We start from the raw sequence: 20,775 nt of genomic DNA on the forward strand, positions 1-20,775 counted from the left end.
TCACAAGTAGTATCTGTCTAATGTCCCTCTCCTATTACTTCCTTTTCTTAACTGATGAAGAAATTCTGTTGGATAAAGTACTGAGTCATGTTAAAATGCTTAGGTGGAAATGACAAAAAAAAGAATTAAAATTACTTAGGAGGTTACACTGATATGAATCAGAATAACCCATTCCCATTTGCCTCTGATAATAAGAGATATCATACATGGAATTATCATCTTCGAAATGAATTCGGTCACAAAGTTTTCAAAATCGCCCTAGATGGCGGCTTTGATTGTCCGAATAGAGATGGCACGGTAGCTCATGGTGGATGCACCTTTTGCAGTGCAGCTGGTTCTGGCGATTTTGCTGGCAATCGTGTGGATAGCCTTGAAAAGCAATTCCATGATATAAAAAACAAGATGCATACGAAATGGAAAGACGGAAAGTATATGGCCTATTTTCAAGCGTACACCAATACTCATGCTCCTGTTGATGTACTTCGAGAAAAATATGAAGTGGTGCTTAAGCAGGAAAATGTCGTTGGTCTTTCTATCGCAACACGCCCAGATTGTTTACCAGATGATGTTGTCGAGTATTTAGCTGAACTAAATGAACGTACTTATTTATGGGTAGAACTAGGTCTTCAGACCGTTCATGAAAAAACCGCAAACCTTATTAATCGGGCTCATGATTTTCAAACATATGTGAAAGGCGTTAATAAGCTGAGAAAGCATAATATTCGTATTTGCTCCCATATTATTAATGGTTTACCAATGGAAACGAACGAAATGATGATGGAAACAGCCAAAAGCGTTAGCGAGCTAGATGTACAAGGAATTAAAATCCATTTGCTTCATTTATTAAAGGGAACTCCGATGGTCAAGCAATATGAAAAGGGCCTCCTGGAATTTTTAACATTTGATCAATATATATCATTGGTTTGCGATCAATTAGAAATATTACCACCAGAAATGATTATTCACCGAATTACTGGAGATGGACCAATTGAATTAATGGTTGGACCAATGTGGAGTGTAAATAAGTGGGAAGTGTTAAACAAAATTGATGCAGAATTAAAAAGCCGCAATAGCTGGCAAGGTAAATTTTATCAGGCAAATAAGAAGGTGACACAATGAAGTTAGACAGAGTCATTCCATTTGCTCATCAATTATTGGAAAAAGCAATATCGGCCGGAGATATTGCAATCGATGCTACAATGGGAAATGGTCATGATACCGTTTTTTTAGCCAATCTTGTTGGAAAAAAAGGAAAGGTATTCAGCTTTGATATTCAGGAAGCTGCTTTACTGGCGACAAAGGACAAGCTAATTAATCAAGCATTGCAAGAAGCTGCTTCTCTTCATTTGTGCGGACATGAGCATATAATGAATGTGATTCCTTCTCAGTACCACGGAAAAGTCACAGGAGCTGTTTTTAATCTAGGCTACTTACCTGGTGGGGACAAGTCGATTGTCACAAAGGCTGAAACAACTATTGCCGCAATCGAACAGCTACTTCAAATCCTGTCTAAAGAAGGAATTATTGTATTAGTGATTTATCATGGTCATCCAGAGGGAGCTATTGAACGGGACAAACTTATTACCTATGTTGAAAATATAAATCAACAGGAAGCTCATGTGCTTCGTTATCAGTTTATAAACGGCATTAATAATCCTCCTTTTATTATCGCGATTGAGAAAAAGTAGTATTAATATTTATAACTTCCTACCAAAGGATACCTTTAAAAACGAAATGAAATGGAATGGAGCTATGGACGTTTTTCTCCTGCGGATAACAAGTGCCCATAGCTCAATAGAGTAAAAATAGACAAACTCCACTTCCAGGGAGTTTGTCTATTTTTATTTGCTCAATGCTCTCAATGCTCCAATCGGTATTACTTTTTGAAACTTTCTATAGGCTCTTCCGTTCAGATAGAAAAAATAACCGATTGGACCAGATGTCCTTATCATGTTTTTAGCAAGTTTGCGGATATTTCGTTGCTTATTTACCTTCTCATCAGATAAATAGACGCCTAATAAACCTCTGTTAATCAGTTTATGAAATTTTTGATGAGGGAGTTTATTAGTATGGCGATCGGCTTCTGTTACAAAATGCTTTAAACGATTAAATAATTCCTCTTCATTTTTATAATAGAAACAAAAGTTTAAGTCGCCACCTATTTTATCCTCTTCTTGATCGATAAAATAGTCCAGTAAGATATGCAGTCCTTGAATATAAGGAAAATATCCATCTCGAATTAGCGCCGGATAAGAATCATCAAAATCATCACGAAATGCATAAGAGACTAAGCAAAAAATTCCTAAAGTCGAGCCAGAGCAAGCAGAAAATTCATACCACTCCATTTTAGGGACATGATTTTTATTTTTTTCAAACCAAAATTTCAGTCGAGGAATCCGTTCTTCCATTATCACATGTTTATGTATCTGTAAATCACAGTAGTAGCGGCATAATTCTAAAAGCTGTTCCTTAATGCTTCCGTAATTCTGCAGCTTTGACAGCGTATCTCTGCATGTCTTAGCTAAATCATATAAATAGCCTCCATCATCTTGATCCTCTCGATAACGATAATAATTACTTGGTTTAGCTCCAACTGTTAAAGCGTGTTCCATTGATTCATGTAAAGCAGAAAAATCTTTCGGGTCAAGCGAAGTGCTTCGATCACAAAGATTATCTAAATAATCACTTATCGTTTGGTAGGCTACAATAAATTTAATCACTTCTTTGTACTTACTCATGGCAATTAGAGCCATGATGGAGCCACCTTCACAATGAAATGTTTTATTCTCAATACTTGCTAATGCTTGTTTTCTTAATTCTAAATTAGGAATACTCCCTGCCCTTTGCGTCCAATAACTTAATTCCTGATGGACAACTGGAAAAACCTTTAAGTAAACTTTTGACATTAATGTTAATGGCATCTTTGGAACTGACATATAAAAAACCTCGCTTATACAATATAACCAATTGCTTTCAATTGACTATTAATAAAATCCTTCGTGTATTCAAAAACTTCATCTCTTTCTGGCTCATTAAAAATTTCATGATAAAACTCTGGCCATTCTTTATATCTCTTTTCAGATAATGGTATCATATTGAACCAGGTTTTTACCATTTTTTTATCTACAACTAAATCGCCGCCGCCTTGCATAAGCAAAAGGGGCAAGTCTTGCGTATTGGCTATGTCTTCAAAGGCTTTCTTTGTTGCATTAATCAATTCTCGGTACCATCTGATAGAAACTTTTGTTATATATAAGGTATCATTTGAATCAATTTCTCTTACTTCTGCATTACGAGTTGCCATATCAATCGTTAAACCGGAATTAACCCTTAGCTTTGGGGCCACTTTATTCAAGAGAAGTGATACTAAACTCATCAGCTTGGAGGGGTAATTAATCAGCCCTAAGCATGGTGAAGATAAAATCAAGCCTGCTATCTTTAATTTCTCCTGTTGGAGAAGTCTGATAGAAGCAAGGCCACCCATACTATGCCCTAATAAAAAAATAGGCAGATCAAATTGATAGGCAGCTTGAATCCAGTCTTTAATTTCTATTGTATATTCATCAAATGAATCAATATGTCCTCGATCAGATCTAGTTGTCATTCCCTGTCCAGGAAGATCTCCCATTACAACATGAAAACCAGCTAACCGAAACATTTCGATAAGCCAGCCATATCTACCATGGTGCTCCATTGCTCCATGAACAATAACAATGACCGCTTTCGCGTTTCCCTCAGCTTCCCATTTCCACATAAAAGCTCCTCCATCCCATGTAAAAAATCTAAATTAGCTTTATCCAACTTTAACAAACCAGCAAATTATTGAGAAAAAATAAAAATTTGCTTTGTAATATAATCATTATAATAAATGCGAATAAACGAAGATCAGCTTTTTTATTATGAGCCAAAGTTACTTTAATTATAGCAAATTACTTAGAAATGTACCTTTATAATACAAACCTCATCATTATTCAAAAAAAATGGTATACTAAAATGGTTTCATTTGTCGAAAAATAGGGAAAAGGAACGCAAAAATGGTTACCATTTTTTTAGAAAGTTCCCACATTAACTTAAAGAAAGGAAATTTTGTGACAATTTATATATTTTCTAAAAGAACTTTTTTTCAAGCCGATATAATTTAATAAAGAAATTGATTAGGTGATATTTAAATGGAATCAAATACAATAATAGTAATTTCATTGATTACTTTATTTTTCTTATTATATTTATTAGTAAGAAATAAACTAAGCATCTTTGTCAAAAGTCTCTATTTATTTACGATATTCGCCATGATTGCAATTAGTTTTCTACTTATAAATAGAGACGGCTATCAAGCAATTGTTTATGCGAAGGAGTTTGCCACACAGAATACTCGAAAAGCCCTCATATCCATAAAAGAGGAAACAAATTTAATAAAAGAATCTGTATTATTAGATGCGCCTATTTTAAACCAGTTACCAGAGCTTCCACGAGGCTGTGAGGTAACAAGTCTTGCTATGCTGCTTCAATATGCAGATGTAGATGTCGATAAAATGACACTAGCAAAGCAAATTAAAAAAGATACTACTCCCTATACAAGAGTCGATGGTAAAATTTATTATGGACATCCGAATGATGGATTTATTGGGGATATGTACTCATTAAGCGGTCCAGGTTTAGGTGTATACCATAAACCAATTGCTGCATTAGCGGAGAAATATTTACCAGACTCTATTGTCGATTTCACTGGATCTGATTTTGAGGAAATAAAAAATCATCTATCAAATAATCGACCTGTATGGGTCATTACAAATTCAACATTCAAAAAGTTACCAGAGAGCCAATTCCGGACATGGAACACACCAAGCGGAACTGTAAAAATAACTTATTCAGAGCACTCGGTTCTTATTACTGGCTATGATGAAACATTTGTCTACTTTAATGATCCACTTACAGGAGAAAAAAATAAAAAAGCACCCATAAAGGATTTCAAAGAATCCTGGGTGCAAATGGGAAGTCAAGCAATTACGATTAATTCTTAATTGCTACCTTTCCTTCTTTTAAATATTCCTTTTCGAAGGAATATTTTTTTTCAATATAAATACTGTGCCAAACCATGAACATCAGTACGGTCCATATTTTACGGCTATTGTCTGCTTTACCTTGACAATGGTCTTCTAGCAACTGTAGAACAACCGATTTATTTAATAAGTGATCTGTATCACTTTCTTTAATAATGTTTTTCGCCCAGTCATTCATTTCATCTTTTAACCAATGACGAATTGGAACAGGGAAACCTAGCTTTTTACGATTTAGTACATGCTCTGGAACAAAGGATTCTGCTGCTTTTCGTAAAATATATTTTGTTGTACCATCCGCCGTTTTTAAGGAAGTAGGAATTTTAGAAGCAACCTTAAAGACCTCTTTATCTAAAAATGGTACCCGTAATTCTAGTGAATGAGCCATCGTCATTTTATCCGCTTTTAATAAAATATCCCCACGCATCCACGTATGAATGTCAATAAACTGCATACGATCCACAGGATCATACCCTCTGCTTTCTTCATATAATGGATTAGTAATATCACGATAATGCAAACCATTGTTGTAGACAGAAAGTAGTTTTTCTTTTTCCAACTCAGAGAACATTTTCGCGTTTCCAATATATCTTTCTTCCATCGGTGTAACTCCGCGTTCAATAAAACTTTTTCCTTTCACGCCTTCTGGAAGAATATTTGCTACAGCTCGTAACAATTTTTTTCCGACATTCGGAATTTTATTAAATACTTCAAGAGATTGTGGTTCCCGATAAATATTATATCCACCAAATAATTCATCTGCACCTTCTCCAGATAGAACAACTGTTACATGCTTTCTTGCTTCACGGGCAACAAAATATAATGGCACACAAGCTGGATCTGCTAAAGGATCATCCATATGCCACATAATTCTCGGAATTTCGTTCATATATTCCTGTGGAGTAATGATATAACTAATATTTTCTAATCCTAATTTATCAGCTGTTTCTTTTGCTACATCGATTTCACTGAATCCATTATGTTCAAATCCTACAGAAAATGTTTTAATGTTTGGATGGAATTCCTTGGCAATACTGGCAATAATGGATGAATCAATGCCTCCTGAAAGGAATGATCCAACAGGAACATCACTTCTCATATGCATTTTCACACTATCAAACAACACATCTTTAATTTCTTTTGTATACTCGTCCTCTTGCTTTACAACAGGTTTAAAGGATGCTCTCCAATAACGTTTAATCTCCATTGGCTTACCAATTTTTTTGGTAAAATAATGGCCTGGTTCTAGCTTTTTAATTCCCTCTGACATCGTATAAGGCTCAGGAACAAATTGATAGGTTAAATAATGCTGCAGAGAACGATAATCAATAACATCACTTTCTAATGCCAATGATATACTTTTCTTCTCAGAAGCAAAGTATGTTTTCTCTCCGTCATCAAAATAAAAGAATGGTTTAATTCCAAACGGATCGCGTGCTCCATATAATGTTTCTTCTTGTTTATCCCAAATGATAAAAGAGAACATACCACGTAATTTCTCTACCGCTTTTTCCTTTTCATGGCTATATAAAGCAATAATTACTTCTGTATCTGAATTTGTTTGGAAGGTCAATCCCGCCTTCACTAACTCTTCTCTTATTTCTAAATAGTTATATACTTCTCCGTTAAAGATTATCCAATAACGTTCATTTTCATATGTTAAAGGCTGATGCCCACTTTCAATATCGATGATACTTAATCGGCGAAAACCGAATTGAATGTGGTTATCATAATAATATCCTTCATCATCAGGACCTCTATGTGTTATAACACGATTCATTCCTGCAAATAGTTCTTTTTGTTCTTCTTGAAAGTTCTGTGCTTTTTCATGTACACAGCCAACAAAACCACACATATTGCTCTCACCTTCTCCATTTCTTTTCCTACATGCATTGAGACATCTATAACTAACTCATTGTTCTAATAGCAGAACTATAATCAATTTTTTACTATACGCTTAAATAGAATAGATGTTAATAGGTAATAAGTTTTATAAAATCTTCACTTAGTCTTCTATTTTAACATAAATAGTGTAAATATATAAATCAGTTATTAGCATTTCCATCCTTATTTTTTATACATGTAAAACAATTGTCATCATTAAGTATTAGACGAAAAAAAAAGAAAGAAGTTACACTTTCTTGTAACTTCTTTCAGATTAACCGCAAACTCCTGTATTTTGGAAGAAGAAGTTTGAGTATAGCATATATATTAATCACTTTGAATCGGAATGCTGCTTTCCGTGAGCACGCGCTGAGCCGCAGTTTGCCTTCAACCTGCAGGGGCTCAGACTGTCTCGCTAATCCCACAGGAGTCTCACCCCTACCACTTTAAGCAATGCATGAAATTGTAATGCTAATTTTCATATACCCTTTTTGTTAACAAAAAGAAATAATTTTTATGCTTCTACTGCTTTTTTTACTAGCTCTGCTCTATCTGTACGTTCCCATGGTAGATCGATGTCCGTACGGCCAAAATGTCCGTAAGCGGCTGTTTGTCTGTATATTGGTTTGCGAAGATCGAGCATTTTAATAATTCCTGCTGGGCGCAGGTCAAAATTTTCACGAACTGCTTCTACTAGTTTATCTTCTGAGACAATCCCTGTGCCAAACGTATCAACAGAAATAGATACTGGCTGCGCTACGCCGATTGCATACGCTAATTGTACTTCTACTTTATCAGCTAATCCTGCAGCGACAATATTCTTTGCTACATAACGTGCTGCATAAGCTGCGGAACGGTCAACTTTTGTTGGATCCTTTCCTGAAAACGCTCCACCGCCGTGCCGTGCATATCCACCATATGTATCAACGATGATTTTACGTCCAGTTAATCCAGCATCACCTTGTGGTCCGCCGATCACGAAGCGTCCAGTAGGATTAATAAAATACTTCGTGTTTTCATCGATTAATTCAGCTGGTACAACAGGATTGATTACATATTCCTTAATATTGCGCTGAATTTGTTCTAATGTCACTTCAGGATGATGCTGTGTGCTAATTACAATTGTATCAATGCGCACTGGTTTATTATTCTCATCATATTCGACTGTAACTTGTGTTTTACCATCTGGACGTAGATATGGTAAGATTTCTTCTTTTCTAACCTCAGCTAGTCTTCTTGATAATTTATGTGCTAACGAAATGGGTAAAGGCATAAGTTCCTTAGTTTCATTACATGCAAATCCGAACATTAAGCCTTGATCTCCTGCACCAATTGCTTCTATTTCCTCATCCGTCATCTTACCTTCACGAGCTTCTAGAGCTTGGTCTACCCCTAATGCGATATCAGCGGATTGCTCGTCAATAGAAGTTAATACTGCACTTGTTTCTGCATCAAATCCATACTTTGCACGTGTATATCCTATTTCTTTAATCGTTTCACGAACAATTTTTGGAATATCCACATATGTAGAAGTAGTTATTTCACCTGCAACGAGTACTAGACCTGTTGTTACAGAAGTTTCAGCAGCAACTCTTGCATTAGCATCTTTAGCCAATATAGCGTCCAAAATAGCATCTGAAATTTGATCACAAATTTTATCTGGGTGACCTTCAGTTACCGATTCAGAAGTAAACAAGCGACGTTTTGTTGACATCTGATTTCCTCCTTATTTTAGAAAAAAGTAGAGTGTGGTTTCTTCCTGCACTCCTTAACCTTATCTTGATACGGTACTCATTCCCTAGATAGTATGAAGTAAAAATGGCGTTTTTATCCGAAGTCAATTCCGTGCATTATTATATGTAAAACTGAAAAAATGTTTAAAAATATAATATATATAACGAAGATTTTTGTTTCTAATAAAAACACACATCTAAAAATATACATTTTTATAAAAGATAAATAATTCATTTTACACAAAAAACCTTTTCATTAGTGAAAAGGCTCCTAGTAAAATCAATTCGCACCTTTCACTCTTATCGTTCAAGGAAGAATTTCCTTGCTTCAGGTTAGCACCTTTCCTAAGAGAATGTCTGTCCCATTACATGTAAACATGAATGATTCAGTAATTTTCTTCACATAGTAGGTTGCTGGGTTTCATCGGGCCAGTCCCTCCACCAGCTCAGGATAAGAGAGTATCCGTTCAAGGTAAAATGATAGCTTAATCCATCAATACATGTCAATCATTTTTCACTTTATTCATTAATTTGTGGAATTTAATGAAATCAATTTATAAGTAATCGATGTTTTATTCTTTTCCCATTCTAATTTTTCAATCGTAGCAATCCCCGATATCTCAGCAGTTTTTGTTCTTCTTACCTCTAACGGGATATTCATTGGATATAAACGATAATCTTCTTTTTCTAACAAAAATAAATTTTCTTCTAATCTTATTTCTTTTCCCTTTGTAACAATCATTGTATTTAATTCTAAAGGCATGCCCATTTTACATTCCCCTTCTCTATTTTTTTCTCTTTCGTAATATGTTACCGGCAATCAAGGCTCCTTGCATGACCATAAAATCGGAACATCAACTAAGATAATAAAGCTTATTTTTTATTTTACCATCCTTTCCGTTTGTTTTTTCATCCAACTGGTTAAGGATGTGACCACTTTTCGATTTGTAGCTGGAGGAAAGTAATGAGTAAACTCTGGAAAATACCAAGAGTCTACTTCTTTTCCGAGTTGTTTTAATCTTTCTTCTAATTTGAGACTATGATCAATCGAAACATTTTTATCCAGCTTCCCATGAATAATAAGAGTAGGAGCATTTATTTGTTCTAATTGATAAAGCGGAGTTCTTTCTTCATATCTGTCTGGATATTTAGAAGGAGTTCCCCCGATAACTCGTTTCATCATCCTGCGCAAATCTTTACGTTCTTCGTATGTTAAGAACATATCGCTTACGCCGCCCCATGTAACAATTGATTTTACAGGGCAGTAAATACCTACAAATAGAGCCATAACTCCTCCTCTTGAAAAACCAAATACATGGACATCCTGAACATTCGATAAATTCTTAAGGAGTGTAAATGCTGCTATAGCATCATTTTTATCTTCTCCTGCAAAATCTTCATTTCCATCGCCACCCTGATTCCCTCTATAAAAGGGAGCAAAGACTACAAAGCCTTCGGATGCAAATTGAATAATTCTTCCCGGACGGACTTTGCCAACATTTTTTATACCCCCTCTTAGATAAAGAAAGCCGTCATAAGTTTTCCCATCATTTGGTGAAGCGAGCATTCCTTTTACTCGTAAACCATCGACATAATAAGTAACTAAAAATAAATCAATGGAAGGGTTAGGAGATGGAAATCGAATTTTCTCTATTATATCGCCATTTTGCATACTATCTGCTCCTTTCCTTTTTTCTCCTATATTACCCCTTCTTTTTGCTTAATAATTCATTTTCAATATAAGATATACAAAATTGGATGACCTCATCCTGCATAATAAAACTAAAGGAATCTTTCCATCGCTTTTTTATTATATTGCCAGTAATCAAAACAGGACCATCTGTCTCAAGATAATCCTCTTTGGAGCTTAACTGACTGATTCTTGCAAAAAATACATCCTTCAAAAAAGGAACCTCCCCAAAAACCTGATAAGCTGCAATCCATTGCAGACTTTTTATAATGCCGCCTGTTTCCTCCATCACTTCTCTCTGAGCTGTTTGAATAGTAGTTTCGCCCGTTTCTCTCTTTCCACCTGGAAACTCCAATCCACGTTCCTTATGTTTTGTTAATAACCATTGATCTTTATACTGACAGATAACTAATACATGTCTTGCTTCTTCGTTCCATTCATTTTTTACAAATGAAAGTTTCACTAAATTGTTGTTTTGATCATAAAATATTTCCATACCTACTCCATTATTATGTATTATTAATATAAGTAGCTTGCATACTAAAGCAAACAGCATGCCATTAAGCTGATTTACTGTCTATTATTATCATAGCAAATACTACCATTGAAACAGGAGTTTTTTCCACTAAAATAGGGTATATTTTTTATAGAAGAGACAGTTCTTAATGATATTTATTTTCAGAGTGAATTTTCATGTATGGTAATTAGAATGGCACATGAATATTTGTATTATTCTTTAACATAATGTTCACATAATAGCTAGTAATAATAGGATGTAATCATATATAATACGGTTAAATAAAACGGTTACATTTAAAACTGGCTGAAATAGGAGGAAACAATGATGAAAATTGTAGATGAACTATATAACTTATATAAAAATAAATTAACTGGTGATGAAGAGGATATCGATATGCTTGCCTTTGCTTTTTTAGAGGAAATGAGTAGAGAAGATTTATTACATATAATCCAAGAATTAAATGAACAAGAATTATATGATTTAATGGGTCTTTATTTAATTGAAAGTTTAAAGGGTAAATTTGCAAGTGAAGATTATCGAAAACCGAATAACCCAATCTTTACCCATCGAAATCTCCATTAATTTTCTATAAAAAGGCTGTTTGACATCCCAAACAAAATGTTTAGGATAGCAAACAGCCTTTTATATTATGGATTTGTTATATAATCAAATATATTTTTTCCAATTAAAATAGCGGAGACCAAGACAAATAATATTTTTACATAGTTAGACCCTTTCGCAATAGCTACTCTAGAACCAATGTATGCTCCTAAAATCATGGCAATGCCCATCACAAGCCCATATAAATAATACACAGAATCATAATATAAAAAAACAATAAGTGCTGTAAGGTTACTTCCAAAGTTAAGAACTTTAGCATTTCCCGCAGATTCCACAAAATCAAATCCCATCAGAAGAAAGGAAAATAAAAAGAACGAACCCGTTCCTCCTCCTAAAAAACCATCATAGAATCCTATTAATGGTACAATAAATAGAGCAAATAAGAGTTTCTTTTTCGTCATTCCGTTGTATGTAGAATGAATTCCCCATTCTTTTTTCGTAAGGGTATAAATGGTCACTACAATTAAAACAACAAGAATCAGCGGCTTGAGCGATTCTGATGGGATTTTTTGTACTACATAAACTCCAATTGCAGAACCAATAATGGAAAGAGGTAAGAGTTTTGATAGTAAATTTTTATCTGTTTTTCCATGCCTTATAAAAGAGATCGAGCTTGTTAATGAGCCCATAGTGGAAGCAAGTTTATTTGTTCCTAACGCAATCTGCGGCGGCAATCCAGTGAACAATAGAGCCGGTAATGAGATTAGTCCGCCGCCGCCAACTACGGAATCGATAAATGCTGCGATAAATCCAGCGGCAATTAAAAAGAGTAGCATACCAAGATGTAATTCTTCCATAAAAGCTCCTTACTTTAACTCGTTTTTTCCAACATAAAACTTAATCTATGGTGAGATTTAAGCTAGCAGTCTTGAGGTTAAAAACCATATATCTTGCATAAACAACTTTGTTATTATTTATTAAGTAAGTACTTCTCGTTTTATCTTTACTTTATCACATTAAAGAAAAAAGGGAAATTCTTCTTTTTTAAAATAAATACAAAATAGTACAAAGTTTTACCCTTTTACCCTATAATTATACAGGATATTTATTTTAGAGCAGTCATATACACACTCTATCTTATTTTTATCGCACATATTATTGCTTTTTTTGTGAGAAAGGACAAAATTCGATGCACATCTATTCAATTGTTTTAAGTGTAATTATTATACTTAATATCATTTTTGCTTTTCTTGTTATCTTCTTCGAAAGAAAAGATCCTATTGCAACATGGGCATGGCTAATGGTGCTGACCTTTATCCCCATTCTTGGGTTTATCTTATATTTACTTTTCGGGCAAAATCTACGAAATAGAAAACTATTTCAATGGGATGGCCGAAAAAAACTTGGCATAGAGCCAATTTTAGCTTCTCAACTGTTGCAAATAAGTTCTAATCAATTGCGGACAACAAATGAAGTCATTAGAAAAAACCAAGATCTTATTTATATGAATTTATTTAATAATGATGCAGTACTTACGGAGAATAATGCTGTTCAGATATTTACAGATGGTCATAAAAAATTCGATCAATTATTTGAAGATATCAGAAATGCTAAAAAATCTATTCATTTACAATACTATATTTTGAAGAATGATGGGATCGGCTCCGATCTTATTAGCTTACTTGTTGAAAAGGCAAAAGAAGGAGTAGAAGTACGCTTATTATATGATGAGCTCGGCTCAAGAACGTTACGTAAAAGGGTTTTTAAAGAGCTGCGGGCAGCTGGCGGCTTTGTTGAAGTTTTTTTTCCTAGTAAATTTCACCTCATCAATTTGCGATTAAATTATCGCAATCACAGAAAATTAGGAATTATTGACGGGAAAATCGGCTATATCGGCGGCTTTAATGTTGGTGATGAATACTTAGGACTTCACCCGAAATTTGGATATTGGAGAGATACTCACTTACGTATTGTTGGTACAGCTGTCTATGCCATTCAAACAAGATTTATTCTTGATTGGAATCAAGCTTCTCATCTCCATGAAATTCAATATTCGCCTGAATATTTTCCTGGTAAGATTGAAGAAATTATTGGTAATATCGGAATGCAAATCGTTTCAAGCGGACCTGATTCAGAGTGGGAACAAATAAAAAATGGTTATATAAAAATGATCACGTCTGCTAAAGAAAGTGTTTATATCCAAACACCTTATTTTATCCCTGATGCCAGTTTGCTGGATACCTTAAGAATTGCAGCTCTTTCAGGAATAGACGTTAAAATTATGATTCCTAATAAACCGGATCATATGTTTGTTTACTGGGCCACTTATTCTTATATTGGAGAAATGTTAAAAGCAGGAGCAAAGATTTATATATATGAAAATGGATTCATCCATGCAAAAACAATTTTAGTCGATCGAAAAATCGCTTCAGTTGGAACTGCTAATATTGATATGAGAAGCTTTAGACTCAACTTTGAAGTAAACGCCTTTATTTATAGTGAACAGATTGCTAATGAGCTGACAGACGATTTCTTAAAGGACATGGACTTATCCACACATTTAACAGCCGACCAATATTCAAAAAGATCCTTATGGATCCGTTTCAAAGAATCATTTTCAAGGCTTCTTAGTCCCCTTTTGTAGAGCTTAATATTTTGGTTATTATGTTTTAAAGATAAATCAATTTTATGAATAAAAACCCAAACAATATACGGAATTTTTCATTAGCATTTCCGTACAATTTGTTTGGGTTTCTATTTGGTTGGAATGTTTATTTCTTTTTTTAAGCAAAAACCTGTTTTAATTCTTCTTTATCTTTGCTTAACCAGAAATTCATCAGCTTTTTTGCACCTTCTAAATCATGTAGTTTTGCTTGACCGCATTGTGTTTCATTAGCTGCTGGAATTTCAGTAATTTCAATTGCCGTTTTCATCGTTGCCTCTAATAAATCGATAATTTCCTCAACGGTTGGTTCCCCACTTACAACTAAATAATAGCCAGTCTGACACCCCATTGGAGAAATATCAATAATATCAAAATGATTGTACTTTTCTACATGTGCGCGTAAATTAAAGGCAAGTAGATGCTCTAACGTATGAATAACATCTGGCTTCATTGCCTGCTTATTTGGCTGACAGAAACGAATATCATATTTATTAACTACTCCATCACTACCAACTTTGTGTACACCACAATGTCTTACATATGGGGCTTTTACGGCAGTATGATCTAATTCAAAACTTTCAACTGAAGGCATAAAGTCATCTCCCTTTCTTCTTCTATCTTTATTATATCTAAAAAGCCGAGTAATTTCATCAACTTAATATATATAATATTTTTCCAGTGGGAATTTTGTGTTAAACAGTGATTACTTTTACTCCTCTCTTCACCCATGTTATACTACATGCAAAGAAGGAGAGGAAACAGCATAATGAAATACGTCTTTTTATTTATTATCCAATTTTATCGCAAAGTAATTTCTCCAATAAAACCGCCAACTTGCCGTTTTTATCCAACCTGCTCTAGTTATGGCTTAGAAGCGATTCAAAGATTTGGCGCTTTTAAAGGAGGGTACTTAACCATTAAACGAATTCTTAAATGTCATCCCTTTCATCCAGGTGGTCTGGATCCAGTACCAGAAGATTGGCACTGTAGAAATCATCCTCATTCGCCAAAAGAGAAAAATTAATAACCGTCTATTACCAAGTCTAATTTTCCAGTCTTTGGATCTATCACTAACCCATGAACTGGAACGCCACTTGGCAATAGCGGATGCCTTTTAATCATTTCTACACTATGGGTAACACTATCTGATACAGAATCAAAACCTGTCAACCATTTTTCTAGATTAATTCCAGAATGTTGTAAAGTTGCAAACGTTTCGTCTGATATGCCTCTTTCTTTCATTTTTTCCACCATGCTATCTGAATGCAATGCACTCATCCCACAGTCATGATGACCTATTACCATCACTTCATCAGCTTGCAGCTCATATACTGCAACCAAAATACTTCGCATAATACTTCCAAATGGGTGAACAACTACTGCTCCTGCATTTTTTATAATTTTCACATCTCCGTTAGAAAGATTTAATGCTTGTGGCAAAAGTTCTAACAATCTTGTATCCATGCAAGTTAGAATCACCATTTTTTTATTGGGAAATTTACCTGTAATAAATTTTTCATATTTTTGTTCCCTTACAAATTCTTCATTATAGACTAACATATCTTGTAATAGGCTCATTTTTGCACTCCTTAAAAAAATCAATTCATAAAATACAAATAATTTCTGTTCTAAAGAAAGAGTCTCCTTATTAATAGTAATGAAAATTTGCCTAATATACAAATTTGAAATAGATGATACTTTCCAACATTGGTACTTCTTTTCATTTGTCCTATGTATGTAATTCCTCCAACCTTCTAATAATACTAAAGTGCAATGACTGTTAACAGTCTCAATTGCATCCTATGTGCAAATAGAAGACATCTCCTAAAAAGGCTTTGGATTAACAACTTAAGAAAAGGAGTGGTATCCTATGGCAAAAGACGTACTTTGTGAAGTAAGGAATTGTACTTTTTGGGAAAAAGGAAACCGTTGTGGAGCCGACCAAATTTATGTTGTAAGTAATGTGGGAAAACATGCGGATACAAGTTATGAAACAGACTGTAAGACATTTGAACCTGAAAATAGCTTAAGCTAAACTTATGGAAATGCAAAGAGGAATCCCAATCAAAACTACTAGGGATTCCTTTTTTTTATCGATCTAATCGTACCAAATCAGCATCAGGGTGCTTCCCCTTTATTATTAAATCCTTCAATATGGTCGAACCGAAAGCACTATAAACTGTACCATTTCCTCCAAATCCTAAACAATAATATAAATTCTTTTGCTGTGGATGTTCGCCAATAAAGGGAATTCCGTCCTTTGATTCTCCAAATGTTGCTCCATATACATAGTCAGCTTTTAGTTGCAAATGGGGAAAATGTTCTTTAATACGAACTAATAATCTATCCGCATATAATTGTAAAATCTGATCGTCTCTAGGCGCTTCCATTATTTCTTCATCTAAACCACCCGCTATTATCCTTCCATCAAGGGTTGTTCGCATATAGAAATACGGACGTTTGGTTTCCCAAATTAAACACCGATCCTCCCAATGTGGAAAAGAAGATACTGGGTTTGTAACGATTGCAAACGTTCTATTTATTTTTGTAGGTATGTCTATTGCAAAATTATCTAAATCATACCCAGTTGCATACACGACATGCTTTGCCTTTATACTGGAATCGCCATTGTTAAACAACCAGCAGCCATCTTTATTCTGAGGCTTTGAAACTTCCGTGTTTTCAAAAACTTGAACATTGCTCTTTTGTGCAGCCTCTTTTATTAAGGAAATAATAAACCTTTCTGGGTTCACTTCTGCGTCCCCACTTGTTCTTATTGCCGCATGTTTATTAAATCCATATGCTTTATAAATCATATCCTTTTCTAAAAATTCTACTGGGAATTTATACTTTTTTAGCATCTCATATTCTTTTCTTAGAGAAAATACGTCTGAATCTGTACTTGCGTAATATAAGCTTTGTCTATTTACAAATTGGACATCTTCGTGTAAGGAACTTGCGATACTTTTCAATTCCTTCATCCCATTAAGGCATAATTCGTAAAATCGAACAGCATCTTCTTCCCCAATACTTTCTGCAAAGGAATGCAGCATTTTATCATTAGAATACTGCAATAGCCCTGTGTTGGCAGCAGAGCTTCCATTGCCAACACTACCTTTATCCACTAGAATCACCTGAAGCGATTCCTTTGCAAGCATATAAGTTAATAAGGCGCCTGACATTCCAGCACCAATTACAAGCACATCACAAGTAACATGATTATTCAACTTTGGATAAACGGGTCTTTCCTGAACCGTTGTTGGCCAATATAATGATCCATGATATAAGCTCATGCGTACACTTCTTTCATTGAATTTTTTTACTAGTAGCCACAATAACATGAACTAGTTAAAATACAAAGATAAGTTCGATTGTTCCTCTATCCATTTTCTTAATTCTCTTCTGACTATTTTTCCTGAGGCATTTCGTGGAACTTCTGATATAAAAAATACTCTTTTGGGGATTTTATATTTTGCTAAAACGTTTGTACATTTTTCGATAATTGTATTCTCTTGCATACTTTCATCTGTAACAATAAATGCAATCGGTACTTGTCCCCATTCTTCATCAGGAATCCCTATCACTGCCGCTTCTTTTATCCCGTCCATTTCAGTCAGTACAGCTTCGACTTCTGCTGGATAAACATTTTCTCCACCCGAAATAATTAAGTCTGACCGTCTATCTAACACATAGAGAAATCCTTCAGAATCTATATACCCTATGTCACCGGTAAAAAACCAGCTATCTTGTAAATGATTCTCTTTATTTAAATAGCCTTTTGATACATTCGGCCCACACACTTTAATTTCGCCTACCTCATTTGATCCTAAACGATCTCCTGCTTGATTAACAATTTGTAATTGAGCAGGAAAAAGTGGCTTTCCGGCTGAACCAATTTTTCTAATACTATCCTCTGGCGAAAGGGTAACAATTTGTGAGGCAGTTTCCGTCATTCCATATGAATAATAAACAGAAATCCCTTTATTCATACATCTAGTCAGCAGTTCTATGGAGGCTGGCCCCCCACCTAAAAGCATATACCGAAAATAAGGTGGAAACTTATCATGAGCAGCCTTTTCGATTCGCTCTAGCATCGTGGTGACAACCGATATAATCGTTACTTTTTCTTTCCATAAATCCTCTAATACCCTCTTTTCATCAAAGGAATCATGCAAAACGACTTTCATCCCATAAATGATACTTCTCATTAAAATCGAATATCCACTGATATGAAATAATGGAACGGTACATAACCAGGTATCCTTTTCATATAGGCCTGCATTCAACGTATTTCCCACGGCACTCCACCAGTGATTACCGTAAGATTGAATGACTCCTTTCGGAAGTCCGGTTGTTCCTGACGTATACATTATCGTACAAGTTTCCTCTAAAGACACTTGATCCTTTTCTTTTGGCTCAATGTAGGTACTTTCTGTTATATTTTCTTTATAAAATACAGTCATTTCTTTCTCTTTTTCAAGCAAAGCTGCCTTCTCTTTAAACGCTTCTTCTGAGATTAAATAGGAAACATTCGCATCGTTTAATTGATAAGCCATTTCCTTCGCTGTTAAGCGATTATTAAGAAGAACTGCCTTTGCTCCAATAATTTGCATAGCAAATAAGTGAAGTACAGTTTCTAAATCACTTTTAACAAGAAACCCCACATAATCTGTGTCATTTACTCCAATGGCTGACCAAATCCCTGCACGGTAATAAGCCTTTTCATATAATTCTTTAAATGTTAGTCTTTCTTCTTTAAATACAATTGCCTCTCTATCTGGTGTTAACTGTGCTCTATTTTTAATAAAATTCGGAAGTATTTCTGTCAATTTATTAACCCTCTTTTCTATACAAACAAAGGTGACACTATTATTAGCATGTCCATTAAAACACCATTGCTAAAAACGAGTGTCACCCCAGTATCTATTAATTAATACGAATGAATTGCGATTCCATCTCTTGGATAGCTAGCTTTTCATTCATCCTTTTCCATTAAGGAAAACGCGGGAATTGTCCAAAATCAGGTTTGCGTTTTTCCTTAAAGGAATCTCTTCCTTCTTTTGCTTCATCGGTTGTATAGTAAAGCAAAGTTGCATCACCGGCAAATTGCTGTATACCAGCTAAACCATCTGTATCTGCATTAAAGGCAGCTTTTAAGAAACGAAGGGCAGTTGGACTTTTCTCTAAAATCTCTTCACACCATTTAATCGTCTCTTCTTCTACTTTTTCTAACGGAACTACCGTATTTACTAATCCCATATCTAGAGCTTCTTGGGCATTATATTGACGGCATAAGAACCAAATTTCCCTAGCTTTTTTATGGCCAACGATTCTTGCCAAATAACCAGAACCATAACCAGCATCAAAGCTACCTACCTTTGGACCAGTTTGTCCAAAAATAGCATTATCTGCAGCAATCGTTAAATCACAGACAATATGCAGCACATGTCCTCCACCAATTGCATATCCTTTTACCATCGCAATGACAGGCTTAGGAATAACTCTGATTAGACGTTGTAAATCAAGGACATTTAGGCGGGGAATTTGATCTTCTCCTACATATCCACCATGACCCCTAACTTTTTGATCTCCACCAGAACAGAATGCTTTATCGCCTGCACCAGTTAAAATGATAACTCCTACATCACTATCATCTCTTGCCATTGCAAACGCATCAATTAATTCACTAACGGTTCTTGGCGTGAATGCATTATGTACATGAGGTCTATTAATTGTAATCTTGGCAATACCATTATATGTTTCATAAATGATTTCTTCATATTGTCTGCCAGCTACCCATTCCACTGTCATTCTTTTTCCTCCTTATTAATAGGGCTGAACATCAATGTCAGCTCCTTAAAAACTCCAATACTATTGTACCAAAAATTTCTGGTTTCTCCACATGAATTGCATGACCAGCATCATTTATAGTTAAATGCTTTATTTTTTTATTACAGTCAACCATTTCTTCAGCGATTTGACAAAACTTCTGATCAAGTTCTCCTGTAATTAACAATGTATCTATTGATAAGCGAGAAAGAGAGGACCAATACGAATTTTGTGCACCTGTCCCCATTCCTCTTAAACTATTTGCTAATCCAACTGGGTTATTAGCTAGCCGCTGCTTCCTAATTGCTTCCTTTGCAGCTTCACTCAGCATCTTTTGACTTTCAAATAATGGAATTTCTTCCCATTTTTTCACGAAGTTTATTATTCCTTGTTCAAGGATAGAGTCTCCCAGTTTCTCATCTTGTATTCGTCTTTGCTTTCTCTCTAAATCCGTTTTTAAGCCGGGAGAGGAACTTTCTAGAATAAGTTTTTTAACTGTTTCAGGATAATTCATACCGTATGCTAACGCTAACCTACCACCCATCGAATAACCTAATAAATAAACAGAAGCCAATTGAAGATGATCAATAAGCGCTCTTAAATGAGTGACACTTTCTTGCATAGTATACTTTTCTATTTCTTCCGGCGAATCCGTCTTTCCATGACCAATAATATCGACCGTAATAACCTTATAGTTCTTCTTCCATAAAGGAATAAATGGCATCCAAGTTCCACTATCCCCAGTAAATCCATGTAATAATAAAAGAGGTTCTCCTTCTCCTTCAACCGTTACATGATAGCTTATATCCTGTAGTTTGATAAACATAGGCTTCACC

Annotated in this window: 21 protein-coding genes and 1 riboswitch; of the genes, 7 read left to right on the forward strand and 14 right to left on the reverse strand. The window is 34.8% G+C overall.

Translation table 11 applies throughout. The annotated features are described in order from the left end of the window. Positions 1 to 153: 153 nt before the first annotated feature. Both mnmL and mnmM read left to right on the forward strand, forming a co-directional pair. Entirely contained in the window at positions 154 to 1,119 is a 966-nt protein-coding gene (gene mnmL / locus BCI01S_RS11530; RefSeq protein ID WP_061798782.1) for a tRNA modification radical SAM protein MnmL/YtqA, read from the forward strand. After that, positions 1,116 to 1,688 carry a tRNA 5-(aminomethyl)-2-thiouridylate-methyltransferase MnmM gene (mnmM, locus tag BCI01S_RS11535; protein ID WP_047944524.1) on the forward strand — a complete coding sequence of 191 codons (573 nt, stop codon included), beginning with the start codon at positions 1,116 to 1,118 and terminating at the stop codon, positions 1,686 to 1,688. The genes mnmL and mnmM overlap by 4 nt, the downstream gene beginning before the upstream one ends. Before the next feature lie 153 nt (positions 1,689 to 1,841). Here the strand turns inward: mnmM and tbcS are convergent, their stop codons facing one another. After that, positions 1,842 to 2,936 (reverse strand): tetraprenyl-beta-curcumene synthase, encoded by a 1,095-nt coding sequence (gene tbcS, locus BCI01S_RS11540; RefSeq protein WP_047944529.1) that lies wholly within the window; start codon positions 2,934 to 2,936, stop codon positions 1,842 to 1,844. A 14-nt stretch (positions 2,937 to 2,950) separates the two neighbouring features. After that, the gene (locus tag BCI01S_RS11545; RefSeq protein WP_047944530.1) at positions 2,951 to 3,754 is read right to left on the reverse strand and encodes an alpha/beta hydrolase; all 804 of its coding nucleotides are present in this window, start codon (positions 3,752 to 3,754) and stop codon (positions 2,951 to 2,953) included. Positions 3,755 to 4,169: 415 nt separating this feature from the next. Between BCI01S_RS11545 and BCI01S_RS11550 the strand changes: the two genes are divergently transcribed. After that, positions 4,170 to 5,021 (forward strand): C39 family peptidase, encoded by an 852-nt coding sequence (locus tag BCI01S_RS11550; RefSeq protein ID WP_047944531.1) that lies wholly within the window; start codon positions 4,170 to 4,172, stop codon positions 5,019 to 5,021. Here BCI01S_RS11550 and asnB read toward each other — a convergent pair. The 5 genes from asnB to ytkD form a co-directional block, all read right to left on the reverse strand. Next, entirely contained in the window at positions 5,011 to 6,912 is a 1,902-nt protein-coding gene (gene asnB, locus BCI01S_RS11555) for an asparagine synthase (glutamine-hydrolyzing) (RefSeq protein WP_047944532.1), read from the reverse strand. The genes BCI01S_RS11550 and asnB overlap by 11 nt on opposite strands. 543 nt (positions 6,913 to 7,455) lie before the next feature. Further along, entirely contained in the window at positions 7,456 to 8,655 is a 1,200-nt protein-coding gene (gene metK, locus BCI01S_RS11560) for a methionine adenosyltransferase (RefSeq protein ID WP_047944533.1), read from the reverse strand. A gap of 316 nt (positions 8,656 to 8,971) precedes the next feature. After that, positions 8,972 to 9,132: riboswitch (SAM riboswitch) on the reverse strand. 68 nt (positions 9,133 to 9,200) lie between these two features. Continuing rightward, the gene (locus BCI01S_RS11565) at positions 9,201 to 9,443 is read right to left on the reverse strand and encodes a DUF2584 domain-containing protein (RefSeq protein WP_047944553.1); all 243 of its coding nucleotides are present in this window, start codon (positions 9,441 to 9,443) and stop codon (positions 9,201 to 9,203) included. A gap of 111 nt (positions 9,444 to 9,554) precedes the next feature. Continuing rightward, positions 9,555 to 10,346 carry an alpha/beta hydrolase family protein gene (locus BCI01S_RS11570; RefSeq protein ID WP_047944534.1) on the reverse strand — a complete coding sequence of 264 codons (792 nt, stop codon included), beginning with the start codon at positions 10,344 to 10,346 and terminating at the stop codon, positions 9,555 to 9,557. A 31-nt stretch (positions 10,347 to 10,377) separates the two neighbouring features. Beyond that, entirely contained in the window at positions 10,378 to 10,860 is a 483-nt protein-coding gene (gene ytkD, locus BCI01S_RS11575; protein WP_047944535.1) for an RNA deprotection pyrophosphohydrolase, read from the reverse strand. Positions 10,861 to 11,208: 348 nt separating this feature from the next. On the opposite strand from ytkD, the gene BCI01S_RS11580 reads away from it, so the two are divergent. Continuing rightward, a complete protein-coding gene (locus tag BCI01S_RS11580; protein ID WP_047944536.1) occupies positions 11,209 to 11,466 on the forward strand; it encodes a DUF6154 family protein in 258 nt (85 codons plus the stop codon). Positions 11,467 to 11,531: 65 nt separating this feature from the next. On the opposite strand, the gene BCI01S_RS11585 is transcribed toward BCI01S_RS11580, so the two are convergent. Next, complete coding sequence (locus BCI01S_RS11585) at positions 11,532 to 12,302, reverse strand: sulfite exporter TauE/SafE family protein (RefSeq protein ID WP_047944537.1); 771 nt, start codon at positions 12,300 to 12,302, stop codon at positions 11,532 to 11,534. Between the two features lie 332 nt (positions 12,303 to 12,634). Here BCI01S_RS11585 and cls point away from each other — a divergent pair, with 332 nt between their 5' ends. Then, positions 12,635 to 14,089, forward strand: coding sequence for a cardiolipin synthase (cls, locus tag BCI01S_RS11590; protein WP_047944538.1), 1,455 nt, complete (start codon positions 12,635 to 12,637; stop codon positions 14,087 to 14,089). Between the two features lie 139 nt (positions 14,090 to 14,228). On the opposite strand, the gene BCI01S_RS11595 is transcribed toward cls, so the two are convergent. Beyond that, positions 14,229 to 14,702, reverse strand: a complete 474-nt coding sequence (locus tag BCI01S_RS11595; RefSeq protein WP_047944539.1) for an S-ribosylhomocysteine lyase — start codon at positions 14,700 to 14,702, stop codon at positions 14,229 to 14,231. Between the two features lie 174 nt (positions 14,703 to 14,876). Here BCI01S_RS11595 and yidD point away from each other — a divergent pair, with 174 nt between their 5' ends. Continuing rightward, a complete protein-coding gene (yidD, locus tag BCI01S_RS11600; protein ID WP_047944540.1) occupies positions 14,877 to 15,134 on the forward strand; it encodes a membrane protein insertion efficiency factor YidD in 258 nt (85 codons plus the stop codon). Here yidD and BCI01S_RS11605 read toward each other — a convergent pair. After that, positions 15,131 to 15,688: a beta-class carbonic anhydrase gene (locus BCI01S_RS11605; protein ID WP_047944541.1), complete on the reverse strand. Its 558-nt coding sequence runs from the start codon at positions 15,686 to 15,688 to the stop codon at positions 15,131 to 15,133. The genes yidD and BCI01S_RS11605 overlap by 4 nt on opposite strands. Positions 15,689 to 15,980: 292 nt before the next feature. Between BCI01S_RS11605 and BCI01S_RS24745 the strand changes: the two genes are divergently transcribed. After that, a complete protein-coding gene (locus BCI01S_RS24745) occupies positions 15,981 to 16,145 on the forward strand; it encodes a DUF1540 domain-containing protein (RefSeq protein ID WP_082138439.1) in 165 nt (54 codons plus the stop codon). Positions 16,146 to 16,200: 55 nt separating this feature from the next. Here the strand turns inward: BCI01S_RS24745 and BCI01S_RS11610 are convergent, their stop codons facing one another. The 4 genes from BCI01S_RS11610 to menH all read right to left on the reverse strand — a co-directional run bounded on the left by BCI01S_RS11610 (position 16,201) and on the right by menH (position 20,765). After that, the gene (locus BCI01S_RS11610) at positions 16,201 to 17,403 is read right to left on the reverse strand and encodes an NAD(P)/FAD-dependent oxidoreductase (RefSeq protein ID WP_047944542.1); all 1,203 of its coding nucleotides are present in this window, start codon (positions 17,401 to 17,403) and stop codon (positions 16,201 to 16,203) included. Between the two features lie 51 nt (positions 17,404 to 17,454). Then, positions 17,455 to 18,939: an o-succinylbenzoate--CoA ligase gene (locus tag BCI01S_RS11615; protein ID WP_235844486.1), complete on the reverse strand. Its 1,485-nt coding sequence runs from the start codon at positions 18,937 to 18,939 to the stop codon at positions 17,455 to 17,457. A 163-nt stretch (positions 18,940 to 19,102) separates the two neighbouring features. Next, complete coding sequence (gene menB, locus BCI01S_RS11620) at positions 19,103 to 19,921, reverse strand: 1,4-dihydroxy-2-naphthoyl-CoA synthase (RefSeq protein WP_047944543.1); 819 nt, start codon at positions 19,919 to 19,921, stop codon at positions 19,103 to 19,105. Between the two features lie 37 nt (positions 19,922 to 19,958). Continuing rightward, positions 19,959 to 20,765, reverse strand: coding sequence for a 2-succinyl-6-hydroxy-2,4-cyclohexadiene-1-carboxylate synthase (gene menH / locus BCI01S_RS11625; RefSeq protein ID WP_047944544.1), 807 nt, complete (start codon positions 20,763 to 20,765; stop codon positions 19,959 to 19,961). Positions 20,766 to 20,775: the final 10 nt, after the last annotated feature.

This window comes from Niallia circulans NBRC 13626 (assembly GCF_001591585.1).
Lineage (GTDB): Bacteria > Bacillota > Bacilli > Bacillales > Cytobacillaceae > Niallia > Niallia circulans.